We start from the raw sequence: 19039 nt of genomic DNA on the forward strand, positions 1-19039 counted from the left end.
GCTTCCTTCAGACCCCGCCTCGCGACGACGCCCTTGCGTTTCACTAGCCCTTCGCCCCATCTGGCTGGGCAGGGGACTCTCACCCCCAAGCTGTTGCGCATGCTCGGCGCACAAAAAAAGCCCGCTTACGCGGGCTTCTCTTCAGACAATACAGCGGCGTCCTGTCAGACCACGCCCGCCCCATGCGCCTGCACATCGGCGTGATAGCTCGAACGCACCATCGCGCCGACGGCCGCGTGCGTGAAGCCCATCTTGTACGCCTCTTCCTCGTACATCTTGAACGTGTCCGGATGCACGTACTCGCGCACCGGCAGGTGATGCTCGGAAGGCTGGAGATACTGGCCGATCGTCAGCATGTCGACGTCGTGCTCGCGCAGGTCGCGCATGACCTGAAGGATCTCTTCCGGCGTTTCGCCAAGGCCCACCATCAGGCCCGACTTGGTCGCGACATCGGGATGCAGCGCCTTGAAGTCCTTCAGGAGCTTGAGCGAGTGCGCGTAGTCCGAACCGGGGCGCGCTTCCTTGTAGAGGCGCGGCACCGTTTCGAGGTTGTGGTTCATGACGTCGGGCGGCGCGGCGTTAAGGATCGAGATCGCGCGATCCAGACGGCCGCGGAAATCCGGCGTGAGAATTTCGATGCGGGTTTCCGGCGACTGCTCGCGCACCTGGCGGATACATTCGACGAAATGGCCGGCGCCGCCGTCACGCAGATCGTCGCGGTCCACGCTCGTGATCACGACGTACTTGAGCTTGAGCGCGCCGATGGTGCGCGCAAGGTTCGCCGGCTCGTCCGGGTCGAGCGGATCGGGACGGCCGTGGCCGACGTCGCAGAACGGGCAGCGGCGCGTGCACTTGTCGCCCATGATCATGAACGTGGCGGTGCCTTTGCCGAAGCATTCGCCGATGTTCGGGCAGCTCGCTTCCTCGCACACCGTATGCAGGTTGTGCTCGCGCAGGATGTTCTTGATCTCGTAGAAGCGCGAGTTGCCGGTGGCCGCCTTCACGCGAATCCACTCGGGCTTCTTGAGCTTCTCGATGGGGATGACCTTGATCGGAATGCGCGAGGTCTTGGCCTGCGCCTTCTGCTTCGCGGTGGCGTCGTAGGGAACGGCATCGGCGGGAGTGCCTGCAGCGTGGGTTGCAGGATTAGCGGTTACGTCAGTCATTCGTTTCGATCCAGTCAGGCCGCCGGGTAACGCCGGCCTGCGGTTGCGGCGGTTGTCCGCCGATGGTGGCCGATGTGGCCGGTTCCCACTGCAGCCGCTTAGGCTGAAGGGTCTGAGGCAGCCGCTTCGGCCACCGAAAGCGCTGCTGCCAGAGTCGAATCCCAATGCATGGCGAGATTCGCCTCGAGCCGGGCCGCCAGTGTGGCGGCCACGTCTTGCCAGGACGCTTCTACGCCCAGCGTGGCCATGTCGACGGTTTCGAGGCCTGCATAACCGCACGGATTGATCGCGAGGAACGGGCTCAGGTCCATCGAGACGTTCAGGCTCACGCCGTGGTAGCTGCAGCCGTGGCTGATCTTGAGGCCCAATGCCGCGACCTTGGCGCCAGTATGAGTCGCGCTGAGCCCGGATGCGCCTTCTGGCACGTAAATCCCGGGCGCGCCGGCTTTGCGCTCGCCCGCGAGATTATACGCCGCCAATGTTTCAATCACGGCCTGCTCGATGAGCGTGACGAGCTCGCGCACCATCAGCTTGTGTCGTCGCAGATCGAGCAGCAGATACGCCACGACCTGGCCCGGCCCGTGATACGTGATCTGGCCGCCCCGGTCGATCTGCACGAGCGGGATGCCGCTGTTGGCGATGAGCAGGTGCTCGGGCTTGCCGGCCTGGCCGAGCGTGAAGACCGGGGGATGTTCGACGAGCCAGAGTTCGTCAGGCGTTTGCGCGTCGCGCTGCGCGGTGAATTCGCGCATGGCGTCGAAGCTCGCCTGATAGGCCTCGTTGCCGCGCCAGCGCACGATGGGCGGCGCGAAGCGCTCGCCCGGCAGAGCAGGGTTGCTGGGGTCGGATGAAATGGGGGAGACTGAAACCGGGGTGGCGCACATGATCCCCGGAGTTTACCTAATTCAGGACAAGCGCGCCGAGCCCCATTAAACCGTGCGCCACCCGTCGCCGGCGTGGACACCCAAGCGCGCCGCGAGACGCGCGGCCCAATCGACCACGCGCTCGCTCACGCGCGCGGGTGTCGCGAACTGCACCCAGGCCGCGCCGCCCTGCTCCGCGCCAATCCACAGCCGCTCGCCGCGCCGCAGCCGCAACGTGTGGCCAGGCTCGAGCCAGTAGTCGGCGGTGTCGTCGCTGCGCGTGACCCACACCGCGCCGCAGCGCACCGTCAGCCGCGTGCTGCGCGCGACGCGTACCGAAGCGACTTGATCCGCCGCCACTTCGAACGTGATATCCGAAGAAATTTCTCTCATTTTCGCCTCCGAAGATGCTGCACCAATGGCTACAATCGTAGGCGCAGCAAGGGATCGGGCAAAACGATCAATTTTCACGGCTATGTGAGAAAAATTGCGATGGATCTGCGCCAGCTTCCGGCGCTCAACGCCCTCAAGGCGTTCGAGGCCGCCGCCCGCCACGAAAGCTTTTCGCGCGCCGCCGACGAACTGTTCGTCACGCACGGCGCGGTCAGCCACCAGATTCGCGCGCTCGAAGGCGAACTCGGCATTGCGCTCTTCGCGCGCGACGGCAAGCGCGTGCGCCTCACCGACACGGGCCGCCGCTACGCGGGCCAGGTGCGCGACGCGCTCACGCAACTGGTGCTCGCCACCCAGGAGATCCGCGCGGGCGACCGCGACCGGCGCCTCGTGGTGTCGATGCTCTCGTCGTTCGCCGCGCGCTGGGTCACGCCGCGCATCGGCCGCTTCATCGAGGCCCATCCGCAATGGGACGTCGAACTGCAATCGACGAACTCGCTCGTCGACTTCGCGCGCGACGACGTCGACGTGGCCGTGCGCTTCGGCTATGGACACTATCCCGGGCTGCATGCCGAGCTTCTGCTCGACGAGATTTTTTTCCCCGCATGCGCGCCCGACTTCAACGGCGGCCAGTTGCCCGAGGATCCGCGCGAGCTCACGAAGCTGCCGCTTTTGCGCTCCGACGACGAGCTCTGGCGCCCATGGTTCGACGCCGCCGGCATGCACGATGTCCCCGAGCCCAAGCGCGGCGTGCTCTATCAGGATTCGTCGAATCTGCTACAGGCCGCCATGGACGGCCAGGGCATCGCGCTCGTGCGGCGCTCGCTCGCGATGCACGAGATCACGCGCGGGCGGCTCGTGCGGCTCTTCAAGGACATCGACGGGCCAAGCCCGTGGCGCTACTACTTCATCTGCACGCAGCAGCGCATGCAGACCGAGCGCGTGCAGGCATTTCGCGACTGGGTGTTCGACGAGGTCGCGCGCTTTCGGCGGCTCTATGAGAACGCCTGCGAAGCGGGTCCGCTCATGACGGCCGCCGCCGCCGCACTGCGCGCACGCGAAGACGACGTGCTCTGAGTGGCCTCTGCGCGAATTCACGCATGCGCGAATCTGCAAACCCGTAAACGCAACAAGGGCCGCCCGAAAGCAGCCCTTGCGACAAAACCCCTGGCGAGCGCGACGCCGCCAGCGTTTTTTACAGCACGATCTTCACCATCGGATGCCCGGTGAGCGCGCGATAGATATCGTCGAGATGCGCCTGGCTGGTCGTGCGCACGGTCACCGTGAGGCCCGTGTAGTTGCCGCCGCTGGACGGACGCGATTCGATGGTCGCCGTGTCGAAGCTGCCGTCGAATTCGCGCAGCACCGCGACGATGGTGTCCTGAAACTCCGGATGCGTCTTGCCCATCACCTTGATGGGGAAATCGCAGGGGAATTCAATCAGGGATTCTTTCGCAGGCGCCTGAGCGCCGCCGTTCAATTCAGATGCAGTCATAGTTCCACTTCCTGTTGCGTCCCGTAACCCGTAACGCGGCCCGGGCTTACTTGCAAGCCGCCGCGTGAAGCTCGCGCGCCGCGAGAACCGCACGCGCCTCGCGCGCTTTCGCGCGCTGATAACCCGCGTAAAGCGCGGCGTAGACCGGACCCGGCTTGCCGTTGCCCACATCCTGGCCGTCGAGCGCGACCACCGGCAGAAGCTCCTTGGTCGCCGAAGTCACGAGCAGTTCGTCGGCGGCACGCAGCGCCGCTTCGTCGATCTCGCGCGCCTCGAAGCGAATTCCGCACTCCTGCGCCAGTTCCTCGACGAGCCCGTAACGGATGCCTTCGAGAATCTTGTTGCTGCGCGGCGGCGCGTAAAGCGCGCCGTCCTTCACGATCCATACGTTCGACGACGACGCTTCGGTCACCCACCCGTCGCGTAGCTGGATCGTCTCGAACACGCCATGCTCCACCGCGTTTTGCGCCATCAGCACGTTGCCGAGCAGCGACGTCGACTTGATGTCGCAATTGAGCCAGCGGCGGTCCTCGGCCGTGACGCAGGCCACGCCGCTCGCACGCTGCGCGGCGCCGGGCAGCACGAGCGGACTGACCATCACGAACACGGTGGGCGTCGCGCCCGCCGGGAACGCGTGGCCGCGCTTCGCCACGCCGCGCGTCACCTGCAGGTAGACGTTCGCGTGCGCATCGCGCGCGAGCGCGCCAGCGGTTTCGTTTGTCTCGATCACGCGCGCGATGAGCGCGCGCCAGCCGGCTTCGTCGAACGGATTCGCAATGCCCACCTTGTCCAGCGAACGCGCGAGCCGCGCGAGGTGCTGCGCGATACGAAACGGCACGCGCAGCTTGCCGGCGCCGGGCGCCGCGCCCTCGGCTTCGAGCGCATAAGCCGGCACCACTTCGTAGATGCCATCGCCGAAGATGAAACCGCGGTCGAGCACCGGCACGCGCGCTTCGGAAAGCGGCGTGAGCTCGCCGTTGAGCCAGACGATGGGTTCGGCCTGCATCGACTGCGAAGCCGGATTCGAAGTGGTGGTCGGCGCGCTCATTTACTTCTTCTTGTTGAACATGAGCATGAGCGAATCCCACACGCGGCCCGCGATGCCGGCCTGCGGCACCGGCTCGAGCGCGACGAGCGGGAATTGCGTGAGCACCTTGCCGTCCGCGCCGACAAACTTCGCCGTGCCCACCTGCTGGCCGTCCGCGAGCGGCGCGATCAGCGGGCTGGTGATCTCGATCTGCGGCTTGGCCTTGTCGGCCGCGCCCTTGGGCAGCGTGACGTATTGATCCTTCTTCACGCCCACCTTCACGGCGTCCAGCGCACCCTTGTAGACGCGCGGCGTGGCAACGGCCTGGTTGGCCGCGTAGATGCGCGTGCTGTCGTAGGCGCTATAGCCGTAGCTCAGCAATTTCATGCTGTCCTGAACGCGATCGCGCTCTTTCTGCTCGCCCATCACCACGGAAACGAGACGGCGGTTGCCGCCGCTCGCGAGCGGACGCTTGGCCGAGGCGATCAGGCAGTAGCCCGCAGCCTTGGTGTGGCCGGTCTTCAGACCGTCGACGGTCGGATCGATCCACAGCAGGCGGTTGCGGTTCGGCTGCTTGATCTTGTTATACGTGAACTCCTTCACCGAGAAGATGTTGTAGTACTCGGGATAGTCGCGGATCAGGTGCGTCGAAACCTTGGCAAGGTCGCCGGCCGTCGTGTAGTGATTCGGGTCGGGCATGCCGTTCACGTCGGCGAAATGCGTGTGCGTCATGCCGAGCTTTTGCGCCTCGGCGTTCATCATGTTGACGAAGTTCGCCTCGCTGCCGCCCACGAGTTCCGCCAGCGCGATCGCCGCGTCGTTGCCCGACTGGATGATCATGCCGTACACGAGATCGTGCACCGACACCGGCTTGTTCGCCTCGATGAACATGCGCGACTCATCGTTCCTCACGCGGCGCACGGCTTCGCTCGGCGTGACGATCTGCTCCATCGAGATCTTCTTCGACTGCAGCGCCTCGAATACGAGATAGGCGGTCATCAGCTTCGTGAGCGATGCCGGCTCGACGCGCTCGTCGGCGTTGCCCGAGGCGAGCACCTGGTTCGCGGTGGCGTCCACGAGCACCCACGAGCCGGCGTTCACCACGGGCGGGGGCACCTGCGCGAATGCGCTCGCACTCGCGAGGAGCGTGGCGCCGAGCGTGATGTTACGAACGATGGAGGGAGAAACGAAGGAGGATTGCTGGCCGGAGGAGAGAAAACGCATAGGTTCAGGTCGAACGGATTGGGGTCGGGATGAACGTTGCGCGCCATGCGGCGCACACGTCGGGGGCCGAAGTCGGAAGCCGCATTCAGGGGCCAGATATAAGGGCCGAATAAAGAGGCCTGATACAAGAGGCCGAATACGGAGGCCAAAGTCAGCGGCCGGACTGCGGCGCCTCGCTCACACGCCGGAACACAAGGAAAACGGGCGCGGCGATGCGCAAAAAAAGACGGCTCATTATACGCGCCACGTGATGGCGTTTTTCGAACTAGTCACACGTTTGCGCATACCTGTCGCGCATTTCTCACGTATGGCGATCGTAGGGTGCGTGGTTTTTGCCTCGCCTCATGCCCGTGCATCGCGATGTGCATCGCCGCGTGTTCCGCCGCGCGCATCGCCACGCGCATCGTTCAGCGCCAGGCGTCGACGACGATGCGCTTGAGAATGTGCAGCTTGCGATGCAGAAAGTGTTCCGCCCCCGGAATCACGACAACGGGCAGCTCCTGCGGACGCGCCCATTCGTACACCGAGAGAATCGGCACGGTTTCGTCGAGCTCGCCGTGGATCACGAGCGTGTCCTCGCGCACGGGCGCGACTTCCCAGCGGCTCGCCGCAGTGCCGACGAACACCATGCGCTCGATCTCGCCACCCGCTTCCTGATAGCGCTTTGCCACATGCGAGAGTACGAAGGTGCCGAACGAGAAGCCCGCGAGCACGAGCGGCACGTCGGCCTGGCCCGGCTGCGCGCGCATATAGCCAATGAGTTCGAGCAGATCGTCCTGTTCGCCGATGCCGTTGTCATGCGTGCCGGCCGTCGTGCCCACGCCGCGGAAGTTCGACCGGTAAGTCACGTAGCCGAGTTGCACGAGGGTGCGCGCGAGGGTCTGCGCGACCTTGTTGTCCATGGTGCCGCCAAAGAGCGGATGCGGATGCGCGACGAGCGCGATGCCGCGCACCGGCGTACCTGCGTCGGGCTTGTCTAGCGCGCACTCGATCTGGCCGACGGGACCGTCGATATGGAATTTTTCGGTTTGTGCGTTCATCGTGCTGCGGTCCTTGCGTAGTTCCGTGGTTTCCGTGATGGGGGCGTGGTGCGGGCGTGGTGGCTTCGGCGATCGATTTGGCGATCGATTTGGCTGTCGATCTAGCGGTCGATTTTCAGGCGCTCGACCACCTGGCCGTTCTGCAGATGCGAGACGACGATCTCCTCGATATCGCTCTCATCGACATAGGTGTACCAGGTGCCCTCGGGGTACACGACGACGGTGGGACCTTCCTCGCAGCGGTCGAGACAACCGGCCTTGTTGATGCGCACCTTGCCCGGGCCCGCGAGGCCCAGCTCCTTCACGCGCTTTTTCGCGTATTCCTGCATCGCCTGGGCGTTGCAGTTCGCGCAGCTCGGACGATCGGCGCCGGGATCGCGCTGGTTCAGGCAGAAAAAGACGTGGTGTTGGTAGAACGAATCGGTCATGGCGGGGATACCGGTGAAGTGTCGGGCGCGGCATGCGTGCCGTTCGGCTCGCGTTCGGGTCGCGCTCTGTTCGAATTCGCGCGCTACCCGGTCGATGAGTCGATGAGTCGATTGGTCGATGCAATGCGCCTGGTGGAATGCGGTCGATTATAGCGAGCGCCGCGCGAACGCTTCTCCCACGATCGGGGCGGCCAGGATGCCAGGGCGGGCTGCGCCGGAACGCGCCGGGCCAGAACGCGTTGGGTTCGCGTCGCGTCCGGCCGGGCCGCCACGCCACCGCGCAGCATCATGCACCGATTGCCTCAGCGGCCGGATCGCTCCCGTCTCCCAGCACGCCGGGCACGCCGCGCAAGCCACGCGCGCTCGAGCGAGAACGCCGTCCAGCCGAGCGCAGCCCAAGGCCACGTCCACGCGAGCCAGCGCGCCAGCCCATTGAAGTGCAGATAGCGGCCTTGCCGCCAGTCGGCGAGCAGGACGTCGAAATAGGGACTCACCGGCAGCACGTTCACGAGCACGAGCGAGACGGCCAGCGCCATGGTCGCGGCGGCAGCGCGCGCCGTGCGCGGCAGGCGCAACGCGAGCAAGGCCGCGAGCGTGCCCCATACGAGCCCCTCGAGCGCGCCAGGCGTCGCCCAGTCGAACAAGAGGCCGCTTTGCGATTGCAAAAAAGTCGCGCCCGCTTTCACGACGAGCGTCGTCGCGATCAGCAGCACGATGAGCCGCACGCGCGGCGCGCGAGCGCGCATCGGCAGCGAGGCGAACGCCGCCGCGCCGAACAGGTTGAGCGCGGTGATGAGCGCCTCCCAGCCGGTTTCCGGCAGGCGCGCGGCCAGCGCATCGGACCACGCGCCCAGATGCCAGGCAGCGGGCGCCCAGTCGAGCACGGCGCTCTGCATCGACACGTCGAAGCGCTCCCAGACCGCACGCGGCCAGTCGCCCATGCCAAAGAGACGCGGCACGGGAAACATCGTCGCGAACGGCCAGAGCGCGGCAAGCACCATCAGCGCGCCGGCATCGCGCTCGAACCAGCGAAAGCGCAGCCGTCGGAGGAAGCCGCGTTCGAGCAGCGCGCCCGTGGCCGGCGCCGCGATCACCGCGCCCAGCAGCGCGCCCAGCGCGTTGGTGGCGAGGTCGAGATTCGAGGCGACGCGTGTGGGCAGCCAGGTCTGCACCGCCTCCATGACGCCCGACAGCAGCGTGCCGCCCAGCGTGGCGAGCACGACCGCCAGCAGGCCGCGGCAGCGCGGCCACGCGGCGAGCACGGCAAGCGCGCCGAACGGCATGTAGCCGAGCACATTGGCGACGACGTCGAAGACGGTCCAGTACTTCGGGAAAGGATCGCCGAGATAGTCGAGCGGGCCGATCCCGAGCGAGCGCCAGCCCGAGAACGGATACCACGAGGCGTAGACGATCAGCGCGGTGAAGAGCGCGAACGCCTGGCGCGAAAGCGTGGACGCCTGGCGCGGCCGGGTTTCGGGCGTCGATGTGCCGGCGGCGCCATTGCTGCCGCCGCGCTCCGCGTCTTCCGAATCTCCCGTACCTGCGCCGCTCATGCCGCCAGTCCCGCCTCTGGTGCGTCCAGCACGCCGACGCGCCCGGACACCGCGTTTCTCAAGGCGTGCCGGCGAACGCCTGCGCGCTCAGCCACGCGCCGATCTGGCCCGTGAAATCGTCGCTCGCCGCGCGCAACGCCGCCACGCCGCCTGCGGCGTCGGGTGTGCTCGCGGGTGCGCGCGCCACGAAGGCCCGCTGCGCGATCACCTTGCCGCCCCGCATGAGGGTTGCGCGCGCGGCGAGCACGCCGGCGCTTTGCGTCGACGTGTCGAAGACCTGTTCGAACTCGGTGAGCTCGACCTTCAGCATGGGCGCCGGCACGGCGTCGGCGCCCGAGAGCACCGTGGCGCGCGAGGCGAGCGCGGTGCGCAGGCGCTGCGTGAGCAGATGCGCGGGCGACATCGTCCAGCGGCTGTCCGCGTAGCGCCCCGAGCGCTGCAAATCGCCGTTCAGGCGGTAGAGGATGCCGTCGTGGTCGAGCGTCGGCGGCGCGCTCACTTCGAGCACCTTGAGCGGCGGCAGCGATGGCAGCGACTGCGATGTGGGCACCGACTCCTGCTGCGGCCCGAGGTCGTAGCGGATCTCGGAGAGCGTGGCGGAGTTGCCGGCGCACGCCGCCAGCATGCCGATGGCGAGCGCCGCGAGCGCAGCGCGGCAGAGCCTCGGGAGCGAGCGTGACGAAGTGGCTTGGCGTGACATTGCGGTTCCTTCCTGAGATTGCTTCCTGAGATTGCTTCCTGAGGTTGCTTGCCGGGCTTGCTTCCTGGGCGTACTTCTTGAGATTACGTCCAGTCGATGCGATTCATGCGGCGCCCTACTTCCCGCCCGCACCGGCACTGGCGCCAGCGCCAGCGCCAGCGGGCCAGGCAAAGCCCGGCTCGCCCGGCCCCGGCGCGGGCCGCGGCGCGCCGCCGAACAGCAGGCTGTTCGGGCTCCTGCTGAAGGTGCCCGCCGCCTTGTCCACCGAGCGCATCGCCGAGCGCACATCGTCGGTCAGCGAGTCGACGCGCGGCAGCGTGTCGTAGCCCACGCGCGCCGAGAGCTGCTGGATCGACGCATCGATCGAGCTCAACGACTGCCCCGCCTGGGCCGCCGCCGTGCCCGCCTTGTTGAGGTTGGTCTGGAACGGGCCATCCGGGCGATTCAGGTTCGTGACCAGCTGATTGGTCGATTGCAGCGTCTTGCGCAGGTCGTCGACCGCGGCGGGCAGGTGCTGGGTGGCCGGCCCCAGTTGCAGCGCGACCGCGTTCACGCTGCTCGCGGCCTGCTGCACGCTCGAGACGGCCGCCATGATCTGCTTGCGGTTATCCTCGTTCAGCATCTCGTCGAGGTCGCCCGCGATGCTGTCGAGCTTGCGCAGGAGCGCGTCGCCGCGCCGCTGCAACTGGTCGAGCAGGCCCGGGCGCAGCGGAATCTGCGCCACATGCTTCGCCGACGAGGGCAGCGGCGAAAGATCGAGGCCGTTGTCGTCGAGCTGCACGAACGCGATGCCCGTCACGCCCTGCAGCGCGAGCGTGCCGAAGGTGGAGCGGGTCATCGGCGCCTTCTGGTCGACCAGCACGCGGATACGAATCTGCCCCGGGTGGCTCGGATCGAACTTGATCGATTGCACCTTGCCGACGTCGAGCCCGCGATAGCGCACGGCGGCGTCGGGGTAGAGACCCGTGACATTGCTGCGCGAGATGAGGTCGTATGGCACGCGCACGGTATGGTCGGCGCTGAAGAAGACGACCGCGAACGCGATCACGGCCAGCAGACCAAGCGTGAAGGCACCCGCCCAGAACGCATGCGCTTTGTTTTCCATCGTCAATTTCCCTTGTTGGCGACGCCAACCGCGCCCACCGAAGCCGACGCGAGCGCCGCCGCCGGCAGCTTCGCGCGCCGCTCGGGCGGCAGCGCCTGCAGCGCGCGCCGGCCGCGCATGCCCAAAAAATATTCGCGGATGAACGGATCGTCCACGCAGGCCGCCTCCTCCACGGGAGCGGCCACCAGCACCTTGCGCTCGGCGATCACGGCCACGCGCGTGGAAAGCGCGACCATGGCGTCGAGATCGTGCGTGATCAACACGACCGTGAGGCCGAGCGCGCGGTGCAGCGTGCTGATGAGCTCCACCACTTCATCGGACGAGCGCGGGTCGAGCCCGGCCGTCGGCTCGTCGAGAAACAGCAGCTCCGGCTCCAGCACGATCGCGCGCGCAAGGCCCACGCGCTTGACCATGCCGCCCGAAAGCGCGGACGGCATCTTCGAGGCGTGCTTGCACGGCAAGCCGACCATCTCGAGCTTGAGCATCACGATGTCGCGCAACAGGTCCGTCGGCACCTTGCCGAGCTCGCGCACCGGCTGCGCCACGTTGTCGAACACCGAGAGCGACGAGAACAGCGCGCCGTGCTGAAACAGCATGCCCGTGCGCGTGCGCATGAGGCGCGCGCGCTCGGGCTCGATCGTCGAGATGTCTTCGCCGAACAACTTGATCGTGCCCGAGGTGGGCCGCTCCAGCCCGAGAATCTGGCGCACGAGCGTGGTCTTGCCCGCGCCCGAGCCGCCCACGATCGTCACGATCTCGCCGCGGCGGATGTCCAGACTCAGATGCTGATGAACGATGTTGCGCCCATAGCGCTTGGTGAGATTGCGCACCTCGATAATGGGCTCGCCGATGACCGGCAGCGGCAAGTCCTCGGCCACTTCCTTGAGCGGCGTGGTCAAGGTGCCGGTCGTGGTCATCTCGCCTGGCTTGCCGATTGTGCCGATTGTGCCGATCGTGCTCATGACAGCCCCACGTTCTGAAACAGGATGGCGAACACGGCGTCGGCGATGATCACGATGGTGATGGAAGTCACGACCGAGGTGGTCGTGCCTTCGCCGAGGCTCTGCGAGTTCGCCTTGATGCGAAAGCCGAAGTGGCAGCCGACGATAGCCACCAGCATGCCGAACGCCACGCCCTTGCCAAGCCCGATCCACAGGTTCGCGATCGGCACCACGCTCGGCAGCGAGCGGATGAAGTACGAAATGTCGATGCCGAGCACCGCCTTGGCCGCGAGCGCGCCGCCAAGGAGCGCGATCATGTCGGTCCACATCACGAGCAGCGGCATGGCCACGCCCAGCGCGATCACGCGCGGCAGGATCAGGCGCAGGCCGTGCGAGATGCCCATCACGCGCATGGCGTCGAGCTCCTCGGTCACGCGCATCACGCCGATCTGCGCGGTGATGGCCGAGCCCGAGCGCCCCGCGACCAGAATGGCCGAGAGCACCGGCCCGAGCTCGCGGATCACCGCGAGACCGAGAATGTTCACGATGAACTGATTCGCGCCGAAGAGCCGCAACTGCTGCGCGGACAGATACGACAGCACGATGCCGATCAGGAACGCGACCAGCGCCGTGATCGGCAATGCGCGCGTACCTGCGTTATAGACGTTCGAGGAAATCTCGACCCAGGGCGTGATCTTCGGCCTGCGCAGAATGAGAAGCAGATCGAGCACCACGCGGCCGAGCATGGAAAGCCCGCCGTACAGGTGATCGCCGAACGAAAAGATCGCGAGGCCGAGCTGCGTGATGGGGCCGATGCGCACCACATGCTCCGCCGGCTCGCGCACCGAGTCGAGCAGCGCGATGCGCTCGAAGATGTCGCGCTGCGTGTCGGACAGCGCCACGAGGTCGGCGGGCAGCTTGTGGCCCCAGACGCGCCAGAGCGCCTGCCCCCCCACGTGATCCATGCGCTCGACGCGCGAGAGATCCCATTGCCCGATGCGCTCGCCGACGAGCGCGCGCAGGCGCCGCGCCGCGCCGCCATTGTCGCGGTCGCGCGCGAGCGCCAGCGCGGTCCATTGACCGGACAGGCGCACGATTTTTCCGTGGGTGCCGGCCGCGATTTCGAGGCCGGGCGGCATCTCTTGAGTCAAGGCGGGGCGCTCGGGCAGGAGAAGTGAGCAGTCATTGTAGCGAACGCGCCCCGTTTCGTCGGTCCGGACGCGCACCGATTTCACCGCTGACGCAAGGCGCACGCCGCGCCCCACGGCCCGCTGTGGACAATTCTGTGGATGACCTGTTGGCACCCTGTGGGCGGGCTGTGGAATGCTCAAATCTCGAGCACGAATCGGCGCGATTCGGCACCACTCATTATGGCGGCGCCTGTGGATGATTCGGTGGATAACCTGTGGGCCAGCTGTGGGCGGCTTGTGGATTGCCTGAATTGCACGCAAAAATCGGGCGGAATTTGCACGCGCATTGTGGGCGGCGGTCGGCGTGGTTGCCGCTGCGGCAACCGCTGCGGCAACCACGACGGCAGCCACTACAATATGAGACATGAAGACCCCTACCCCAGATACTCCGAGCGCCGGTGACTGGCGCATCGACCGCGACCGCGCGGTGACGTTGTTCGGCCCAGCCGCGCACGACTGGCCCATCGAGATCGTCGAGGAAACCGGCTCGACCAACGCCGATTTGATGGCGCGCCTGAAAGCACTGCCGCATCGCGCCAACGCCCTCGCGCGCCCGATCGTGCGGGTCGCTTATCTACAGACTGCGGGCCGCGGCCGGCGTGGGCGTAGCTGGATTGCCCAGCCCGGCGACGCGCTGCTGTTCTCCATCGCCTGCGTGCTGCCGCGCCCGATCGAGGGACTTGCGGGGTTGAGCCTCGCCGTCGGCTCGGCGCTCGTGGACGGCCTGCGCGCGCTACCCGTGGCCGCGCCCGGCCAGATCGCGCTCAAGTGGCCCAACGACGTGCTGCTCGAAGGCGACAAGCTGGTGGGGATCCTCGTCGAGACCGCGTGGAGCACGGCTGACGCCACGGCGGTGGTGATCGGCATCGGCACGAACGTGCGTCACCCGGAGGCGCTCGCCGCGAAAGTCGAGGCGCTCAACGCCGACCCGGCTACGCAGCAGGCCGCGCCGGTGCCGGGCGCGGCACCCACCGCGCTTTCGCGCGTGTGGCCCGCCGCCAATCTCACCGACGTGCTCGCCGCCGAGCTCAACGCACTGGAAAGCGCACTGCAACGCTTCGGCACGGCGGGCTTCGCGCTGTTTCAGGCGCGCTGGAATGCGTGCCACGCCTATGCGGGCCGCGAGGTCGCGCTCTACGAGCAAGGCGCCGAGCTGCTGCGCGGCGTGGCGGTGGGCGTGGACGAGCGCGGCCAGTTGCTCGTCGATACCGCGCGCGGCCGCGAGGCCGTCACGACCGGCGATATCTCGCTGCGGCTCGCGGGCAACGGCGCATGAGCGGCACGAGCAGCGCCCCGCGCGCTTGCCCGCCCCCGTATCTCCTGATCGACGCTGGCAATAGCCGGATCAAGTGGGCGCTAGTCGCCGCCGACGGCTCGCGCCTGCACGCCGGCGCATCGAACCACGACTCGGCTTCGGGCAACGCGGCATCCCCTGCTGATCCGGCCAGCGCTCCCGCCGCCAACGCAGCCACCGCGCGCGACTTTGCCGACTGGTCGGCGCTGCCCACGCCCGGCAGCGCATGGATCTCGAACGTGGCGGGCGTGGCGGTGGCGCAGCGCATCGACGCCGCGCTCGACGCCCACTGGCCGGGCCTGTCCCGCACGGTGATCCGCTCGGCCCGACAACAATGCGGCGTGACCAACGGCTATACGACACCCGACGCGCTTGGCAGCGACCGCTGGGCCGGCATGATCGGCGCGCGCGCGGCGTTTCCGGACGAGCCGCTCCTCATCGCCACCTTCGGCACCGCCACGACGCTGGAAGCGCTACGCGCCGACGGCACCTTCGTGGGCGGCCTGATCGCGCCGGGCTGGACGCTCATGATGCGCTCGCTCGGCGAGCACACCGCGCAGTTGCCGGTGCTCGACGCGCACAACGCGCGCGGCCTGATCGGCACGACGCGCGACGAGCAGAACGCCGGAGCAGGCGCGGAGGCAGTGCTAGCAGCGGGAGGGGCAACAGCGTCATCAGCAGGATCGCCCGCATCAGGCCCGTTCTTCGCGATCGACACGAAACGCTCGATCTCGGCGGGTTGCGCGCTCGCCCAGGCGGGCCTCATCGAGCGCGCCTGGGCCGATTTGCAAGACGCGTGGAAAATGCCGGTGCGGCTGGTGGTGAGCGGTGGCGCGGCCGCCGAAGTGACAGCGGCGCTGAAGGTGCCGCATACTCGCCACGACGCATTGGTGCTCGCGGGCCTCGCGCTGATCGCGAAGCAATCCTGAGCGCGTGCCGCCGCACGGCGCGGCGGCCATCTTCACGAACGATATCGACGGAGTCTCACACGATGCTGCGCTGGCTGATCGCCATCCTGATTCTTGCCAACGTGCTCGCCTTCGGAGCGGTCCGCGGCCTGTTCGGCCCCGCCCCTTTGACGAGCACGTCCGGGAACAAGCAACTGAACCGGCAGATCCATCCGGAAGGCCTCACGGTGCGGCCCATCAAGGCCTCGGAGTCCGTGGACGTGCCGGTGGTGGGCGGCCCGGTGGCCCCTCCGGACGTTCAGGCCTCCACACTCACGCAGTGATCCCGGCGCGGCGCGCGAGCATTGCGCGCCGGGTCGATGAAACCACTCAGCCTTGCTGAGCGCGCACCTTCTGCAACAGCTTTGTAGTCGAGCGATCGTGCTCGAAGGCGATTGCCAGCGCCCGCCCGCCCCAACTGCGCACGAGCACCGACTCGGGCAGCGCATCCATGTCGTAATCGCCGCCCTTCACGAGAATGTCAGGGTGCACGGCCTCGATCAGTTCGACCGGCGTGCGCTCCTCGAATCGCACCACCCAGTCCACGCTCTCCAGCGCAGCCAGCAGCGCCATGCGGTCGCTCTCGTTGTTGATCGGACGGTCGTCGCCCTTGCCCAGCATCCTCACCGAAGCATCGCTGTTCACGCCGACGATCAGCGTCGCGCCCAGCGCCTTCGCGTCGGCGAGATAGGTGACGTGCCCGCGATGCAGGATGTCGAAAACGCCATTGGTGAACACCACCGGGCCGGTCAGCGAGGCGCGCCGTTGCGCGAGCGCTTCGCGGGTCGTGATCTTGCGTTCGAAGGAAGCGGGCATGAAATGGGGCTCGAATGGGGTCCGAATGGATCGCGGCGGACAGTGCCGTCAGAAGCGCCGCGCGATTGAGAACGAAACAGAAAACGAAACAAAAAAGCCGCCGATGAAAAAACAGCCCGTCACGCGCAAGCGTTCCGGGCCGTCGGGTTCGTCGTGCCGCGCCGCGACCGGCGCGAGACGAACAGTGTTCAGCGGTGCACGGGCTAGCAGACTAACAATCAGACTATCAGTCAGGCCGGCTGCTGCGTGCCCTGTTCGCCCTGCAGGCGCTGCACCACTTCCTTGCGGTAGCGGTTGAGCTCCTGCGCCGTGGTGAACGTGCGCTCGAACAGGATCGACAGGTTGTGCAGGATACGCTCGACGACCTTCTTTTCCCAGCCGTCGTCGAAGCGGATTTGCTCGTCGAGCCAGCGCTCGAGCCATTCCGGATCGGGCAGGCGCGACTGCACGGTGTCGCGCGGGAAGAGCGCCTGGTTCACGTGCAGGTTGGTGGGGTGCAGCGGCTTCTCGGTGCGACGCGCCGAGGCCATCAGCACGCCGATCTTCGCGAATGCCGCACGCGCGACGTCGCCGCAATTGTTGAGCGCCTTCTTCATGTAGCGCAGATACGCGCCGCCGTGGCGGGCTTCGTCGCGCGAGATGGTTTCGTAGATGGCCTTGATGACCGGCTCCGTGTGCCATTCGGCTGCGCGGCGATACCAGTGGTTCAGGCGGATCTCGCCGCAGAAGTGCAGCATGAGCGTCTCGAGCGGCGGCGCCGGATCGAACTCGAAGCGCACGGCGTGCAGTTCCTCTTCGGTCGGCACCATTTCCGGCTTGAAGCGGCGCAGGTACTCCATGAGCACGAGCGAGTGCTTCTGCTCCTCGAAGAACCACACGCTCATGAATGCGGAGAAATCGCTGTCGTGATGGTTGTCGCGCAGGAACATCTCCGTGGCCGGCAACGCGGACCACTCGGTGATCGCGTTCATCTTGATGGTCCTGGCCTGCTCGTCGGTGAGGAGCGACGCATCGAACTGGTCCCACGGGATATCTTTTTCCATATCCCAACGGACCGATTCGAGCGATTTGTAAAGTTCCGGATAAAGCATCGTGTTCATAGTCCCGCCCCTGTTCTGCGCATGACGACTTACTTGTATCTGCTGCCTGTGGCGCGCGTCGTTTTTACGTCCGCTTTTGCGTAGTCACGCGTGCCCACAGGCGAAAACATTTAATTTTACGCGGTAACCGACCGCCCGGACGCAATTACACCCGCTAAACAGATTGCTTCCTGTCGAGCGGCAATCTGCAATGCCGGATTGGAAGGCGCCTGATGGATTCCGGGTAGTTGCACCATGCCTTGAATCCGGCTGCCGGAATATTCGCGGGATGCCACCCGCGTCGAGTGACCGCCCGTCTGCCCCGTTCACGCGAAGCGCGGCGGTCCCGATGGACCGCCCGGGGAGCGGCTCATCGAACCGCGACAGATTGCCGCAGTCTCGCCGTATCCGCGGTTTCGCCGCCTCTACCCTACCCAATGGCGCCACGACGACGCCAATCCCTGCGCCCAACGACGGTCAGAAAAACCTTACACGATGATAGCACGCCGATCTTTCAGTTCCGGCGCGCCTGGGGGTGTCCATCCGCCACGCCGGCGGGCAAGTCCGACGGCTGCTCGAGCCATCCCAAAAGAATCTCGCGTTGGGCGAGCGTGTCGCGATAACCGAGTTCGATCAGTTCCTGGGTAAAAGCGCTCTCGAACAGCAGGTAGCTCGCGAACGCCGCACCCGACGCGCGATTGCCGCCCACCGCCCCCAGCAGCATGCGCACCGAAAGCGGCAAATCATGCAAGTGACGTGCCGCAATCAGCTCGATGCGCTCGCTCGGCCCGATCGCAAGCACGTCGATGTGCCGCCAGCCGCTTTCCGGCTCGACCGTGTGCGGCAGGTGCAGCACCATGCGGTTCACGTGCTCGATGCGCTCGATGTCGGCGCCAAGCGCATCGAGGAACACGCTCGCGAGCACCTGCTGGCCGACCTGCGCGAGCGTCGGATAGACGTCGATGTCGGGGCGCGCGGCCGGCACCTCGGGCGCGCTTGCGTTGGCGCCGATCACGACGATGCGCTCCGCGCCGAAGTGGATGGCCGGCGAAAGCGGCGCGATCTGCCGGATCGAGCCGTCGCCGAAATATTCGTGATGGCCGTCGAGTTCGAGGCGCACGGCGGGAAACACATAGGGAATCGCCGCCGAAGCCAGCAGATGCGCGGGCGTGAGCGCGACCATGCGCGCCGTGCGCTGCGCGCGGCGCCATGCGTGGATCGGCTCGCTCGCCTGATAGAACGTGAGATGCCGTCCCGACGAATAGCTGAGCGCCGTTACAGCGAGCGCGTGCAGGAGGCGCTCGTCGAGCATCTGCTCGATGCGGTGGAAGTTGAGCGTCTCGGCCAGAAAATGCGCGAGCGGCGTGTTGTCGAATAGCGTGCGCGGCGTGCGCCGCGCCGCGAAACCGAACGTGGCCCAGCCGAACGCAAGTGCGGCGAGCCAGCGCGCGCCCGACGCCGCGACGCCGGGCAAGTCGGCGCGATAGACCTGGCCCGCGCTCAGATTGGACCAGATCTCGACGAGGTGCTGAGCGCCATGCAGGAAGTGGTCGGCATGACTGGCAATGGAAGTGGCATTGATCGCGCCCGCCGAGGTGCCGCAGATCACCGTGAACGGCATCGCACGCCGCGCCGGATCGGCCTGCGCGGCGAGTTCCGCAAGCGCGCGCAGCGCGCCAGCCTGGTAGGCCGCGCGCGCGCCGCCGCCCATCATCACGAGCGCAAGCCGCATGTCGCCGACGCTCCCCGTATGCTTCGTCCCGGAGGACGAAATTGCC

General features: G+C 66.8%; 20 protein-coding genes. 4 read left to right on the plus strand and 16 right to left on the minus strand.

Going from position 1 to position 19039, the window contains the following annotated elements:
* Nucleotides 1–164: 164 nt before the first annotated feature.
* From lipA to L5014_RS28805, 3 genes are all read right to left on the minus strand, one after another.
* The gene (gene lipA / locus L5014_RS28795) at nucleotides 165–1166 is read right to left on the minus strand and encodes a lipoyl synthase (RefSeq protein WP_238467205.1); all 1002 of its coding nucleotides are present in this window, start codon (nucleotides 1164–1166) and stop codon (nucleotides 165–167) included.
* A gap of 98 nt (nucleotides 1167–1264) precedes the next feature.
* Nucleotides 1265–2050: a lipoyl(octanoyl) transferase LipB gene (gene lipB, locus L5014_RS28800; protein WP_238467206.1), complete on the minus strand. Its 786-nt coding sequence runs from the start codon at nucleotides 2048–2050 to the stop codon at nucleotides 1265–1267.
* Nucleotides 2051–2095: 45 nt separating this feature from the next.
* The gene (locus tag L5014_RS28805; RefSeq protein WP_238467207.1) at nucleotides 2096–2422 is read right to left on the minus strand and encodes a DUF2917 domain-containing protein; all 327 of its coding nucleotides are present in this window, start codon (nucleotides 2420–2422) and stop codon (nucleotides 2096–2098) included.
* A gap of 99 nt (nucleotides 2423–2521) precedes the next feature.
* Here L5014_RS28805 and L5014_RS28810 point away from each other — a divergent pair, with 99 nt between their 5' ends.
* A complete protein-coding gene (locus tag L5014_RS28810) occupies nucleotides 2522–3499 on the plus strand; it encodes a transcriptional regulator GcvA (protein WP_238467208.1) in 978 nt (325 codons plus the stop codon).
* Between the two features lie 118 nt (nucleotides 3500–3617).
* On the opposite strand, the gene L5014_RS28815 is transcribed toward L5014_RS28810, so the two are convergent.
* The 10 genes from L5014_RS28815 to L5014_RS28860 form a co-directional block, all read right to left on the minus strand.
* Nucleotides 3618–3917, minus strand: a complete 300-nt coding sequence (locus L5014_RS28815; RefSeq protein WP_238467209.1) for a DUF493 family protein — start codon at nucleotides 3915–3917, stop codon at nucleotides 3618–3620.
* 46 nt (nucleotides 3918–3963) lie between these two features.
* Nucleotides 3964–4965 carry a D-amino acid aminotransferase gene (locus tag L5014_RS28820; RefSeq protein WP_238467210.1) on the minus strand — a complete coding sequence of 334 codons (1002 nt, stop codon included), beginning with the start codon at nucleotides 4963–4965 and terminating at the stop codon, nucleotides 3964–3966.
* Nucleotides 4966–6168 (minus strand): D-alanyl-D-alanine carboxypeptidase family protein, encoded by a 1203-nt coding sequence (locus tag L5014_RS28825; RefSeq protein ID WP_238467211.1) that lies wholly within the window; start codon nucleotides 6166–6168, stop codon nucleotides 4966–4968.
* Between the two features lie 407 nt (nucleotides 6169–6575).
* Nucleotides 6576–7208 (minus strand): alpha/beta hydrolase, encoded by a 633-nt coding sequence (locus L5014_RS28830; RefSeq protein ID WP_238467212.1) that lies wholly within the window; start codon nucleotides 7206–7208, stop codon nucleotides 6576–6578.
* A gap of 101 nt (nucleotides 7209–7309) precedes the next feature.
* The gene (locus L5014_RS28835) at nucleotides 7310–7636 is read right to left on the minus strand and encodes a (2Fe-2S) ferredoxin domain-containing protein (RefSeq protein WP_035524047.1); all 327 of its coding nucleotides are present in this window, start codon (nucleotides 7634–7636) and stop codon (nucleotides 7310–7312) included.
* Between the two features lie 302 nt (nucleotides 7637–7938).
* Entirely contained in the window at nucleotides 7939–9189 is a 1251-nt protein-coding gene (locus L5014_RS28840) for a VanZ family protein (RefSeq protein ID WP_238467213.1), read from the minus strand.
* A 58-nt stretch (nucleotides 9190–9247) separates the two neighbouring features.
* Nucleotides 9248–9889 (minus strand): ABC-type transport auxiliary lipoprotein family protein, encoded by a 642-nt coding sequence (locus tag L5014_RS28845; protein ID WP_238467214.1) that lies wholly within the window; start codon nucleotides 9887–9889, stop codon nucleotides 9248–9250.
* Between the two features lie 115 nt (nucleotides 9890–10004).
* A complete protein-coding gene (locus tag L5014_RS28850; protein WP_238467215.1) occupies nucleotides 10005–10994 on the minus strand; it encodes an MlaD family protein in 990 nt (329 codons plus the stop codon).
* A 2-nt stretch (nucleotides 10995–10996) separates the two neighbouring features.
* Nucleotides 10997–11893, minus strand: a complete 897-nt coding sequence (locus tag L5014_RS28855; protein WP_420800158.1) for an ABC transporter ATP-binding protein — start codon at nucleotides 11891–11893, stop codon at nucleotides 10997–10999.
* A 59-nt stretch (nucleotides 11894–11952) separates the two neighbouring features.
* A complete protein-coding gene (locus tag L5014_RS28860) occupies nucleotides 11953–13074 on the minus strand; it encodes an MlaE family ABC transporter permease (RefSeq protein ID WP_420800159.1) in 1122 nt (373 codons plus the stop codon).
* A gap of 415 nt (nucleotides 13075–13489) precedes the next feature.
* Between L5014_RS28860 and L5014_RS28865 the strand changes: the two genes are divergently transcribed.
* The 3 genes from L5014_RS28865 (at nucleotide 13490) to L5014_RS28875 (ending at nucleotide 15650) form a co-directional block, all read left to right on the plus strand.
* The gene (locus L5014_RS28865) at nucleotides 13490–14401 is read left to right on the plus strand and encodes a biotin--[acetyl-CoA-carboxylase] ligase (protein WP_238467217.1); all 912 of its coding nucleotides are present in this window, start codon (nucleotides 13490–13492) and stop codon (nucleotides 14399–14401) included.
* Nucleotides 14398–15348, plus strand: coding sequence for a type III pantothenate kinase (locus L5014_RS28870; RefSeq protein WP_238467218.1), 951 nt, complete (start codon nucleotides 14398–14400; stop codon nucleotides 15346–15348). Before L5014_RS28865 ends, L5014_RS28870 begins: the two co-directional genes overlap by 4 nt.
* A 62-nt stretch (nucleotides 15349–15410) precedes the next feature.
* Nucleotides 15411–15650 (plus strand): hypothetical protein, encoded by a 240-nt coding sequence (locus L5014_RS28875; RefSeq protein WP_238467219.1) that lies wholly within the window; start codon nucleotides 15411–15413, stop codon nucleotides 15648–15650.
* 46 nt (nucleotides 15651–15696) lie between these two features.
* On the opposite strand, the gene rfaE2 is transcribed toward L5014_RS28875, so the two are convergent.
* The 3 genes from rfaE2 to L5014_RS28890 form a co-directional block, all read right to left on the minus strand.
* Nucleotides 15697–16182, minus strand: a complete 486-nt coding sequence (gene rfaE2, locus L5014_RS28880) for a D-glycero-beta-D-manno-heptose 1-phosphate adenylyltransferase (RefSeq protein ID WP_238467220.1) — start codon at nucleotides 16180–16182, stop codon at nucleotides 15697–15699.
* A gap of 230 nt (nucleotides 16183–16412) precedes the next feature.
* Nucleotides 16413–17282: a ferritin family protein gene (locus L5014_RS28885; protein WP_238467221.1), complete on the minus strand. Its 870-nt coding sequence runs from the start codon at nucleotides 17280–17282 to the stop codon at nucleotides 16413–16415.
* 493 nt (nucleotides 17283–17775) lie between these two features.
* A complete protein-coding gene (locus L5014_RS28890; protein ID WP_238467222.1) occupies nucleotides 17776–18993 on the minus strand; it encodes a patatin-like phospholipase family protein in 1218 nt (405 codons plus the stop codon).
* Nucleotides 18994–19039: the final 46 nt, after the last annotated feature.

Origin of the sequence: Paraburkholderia tagetis (assembly GCF_022213065.1) — a bacterium.
Taxonomy (GTDB): domain Bacteria; phylum Pseudomonadota; class Gammaproteobacteria; order Burkholderiales; family Burkholderiaceae; genus Paraburkholderia; species Paraburkholderia tagetis.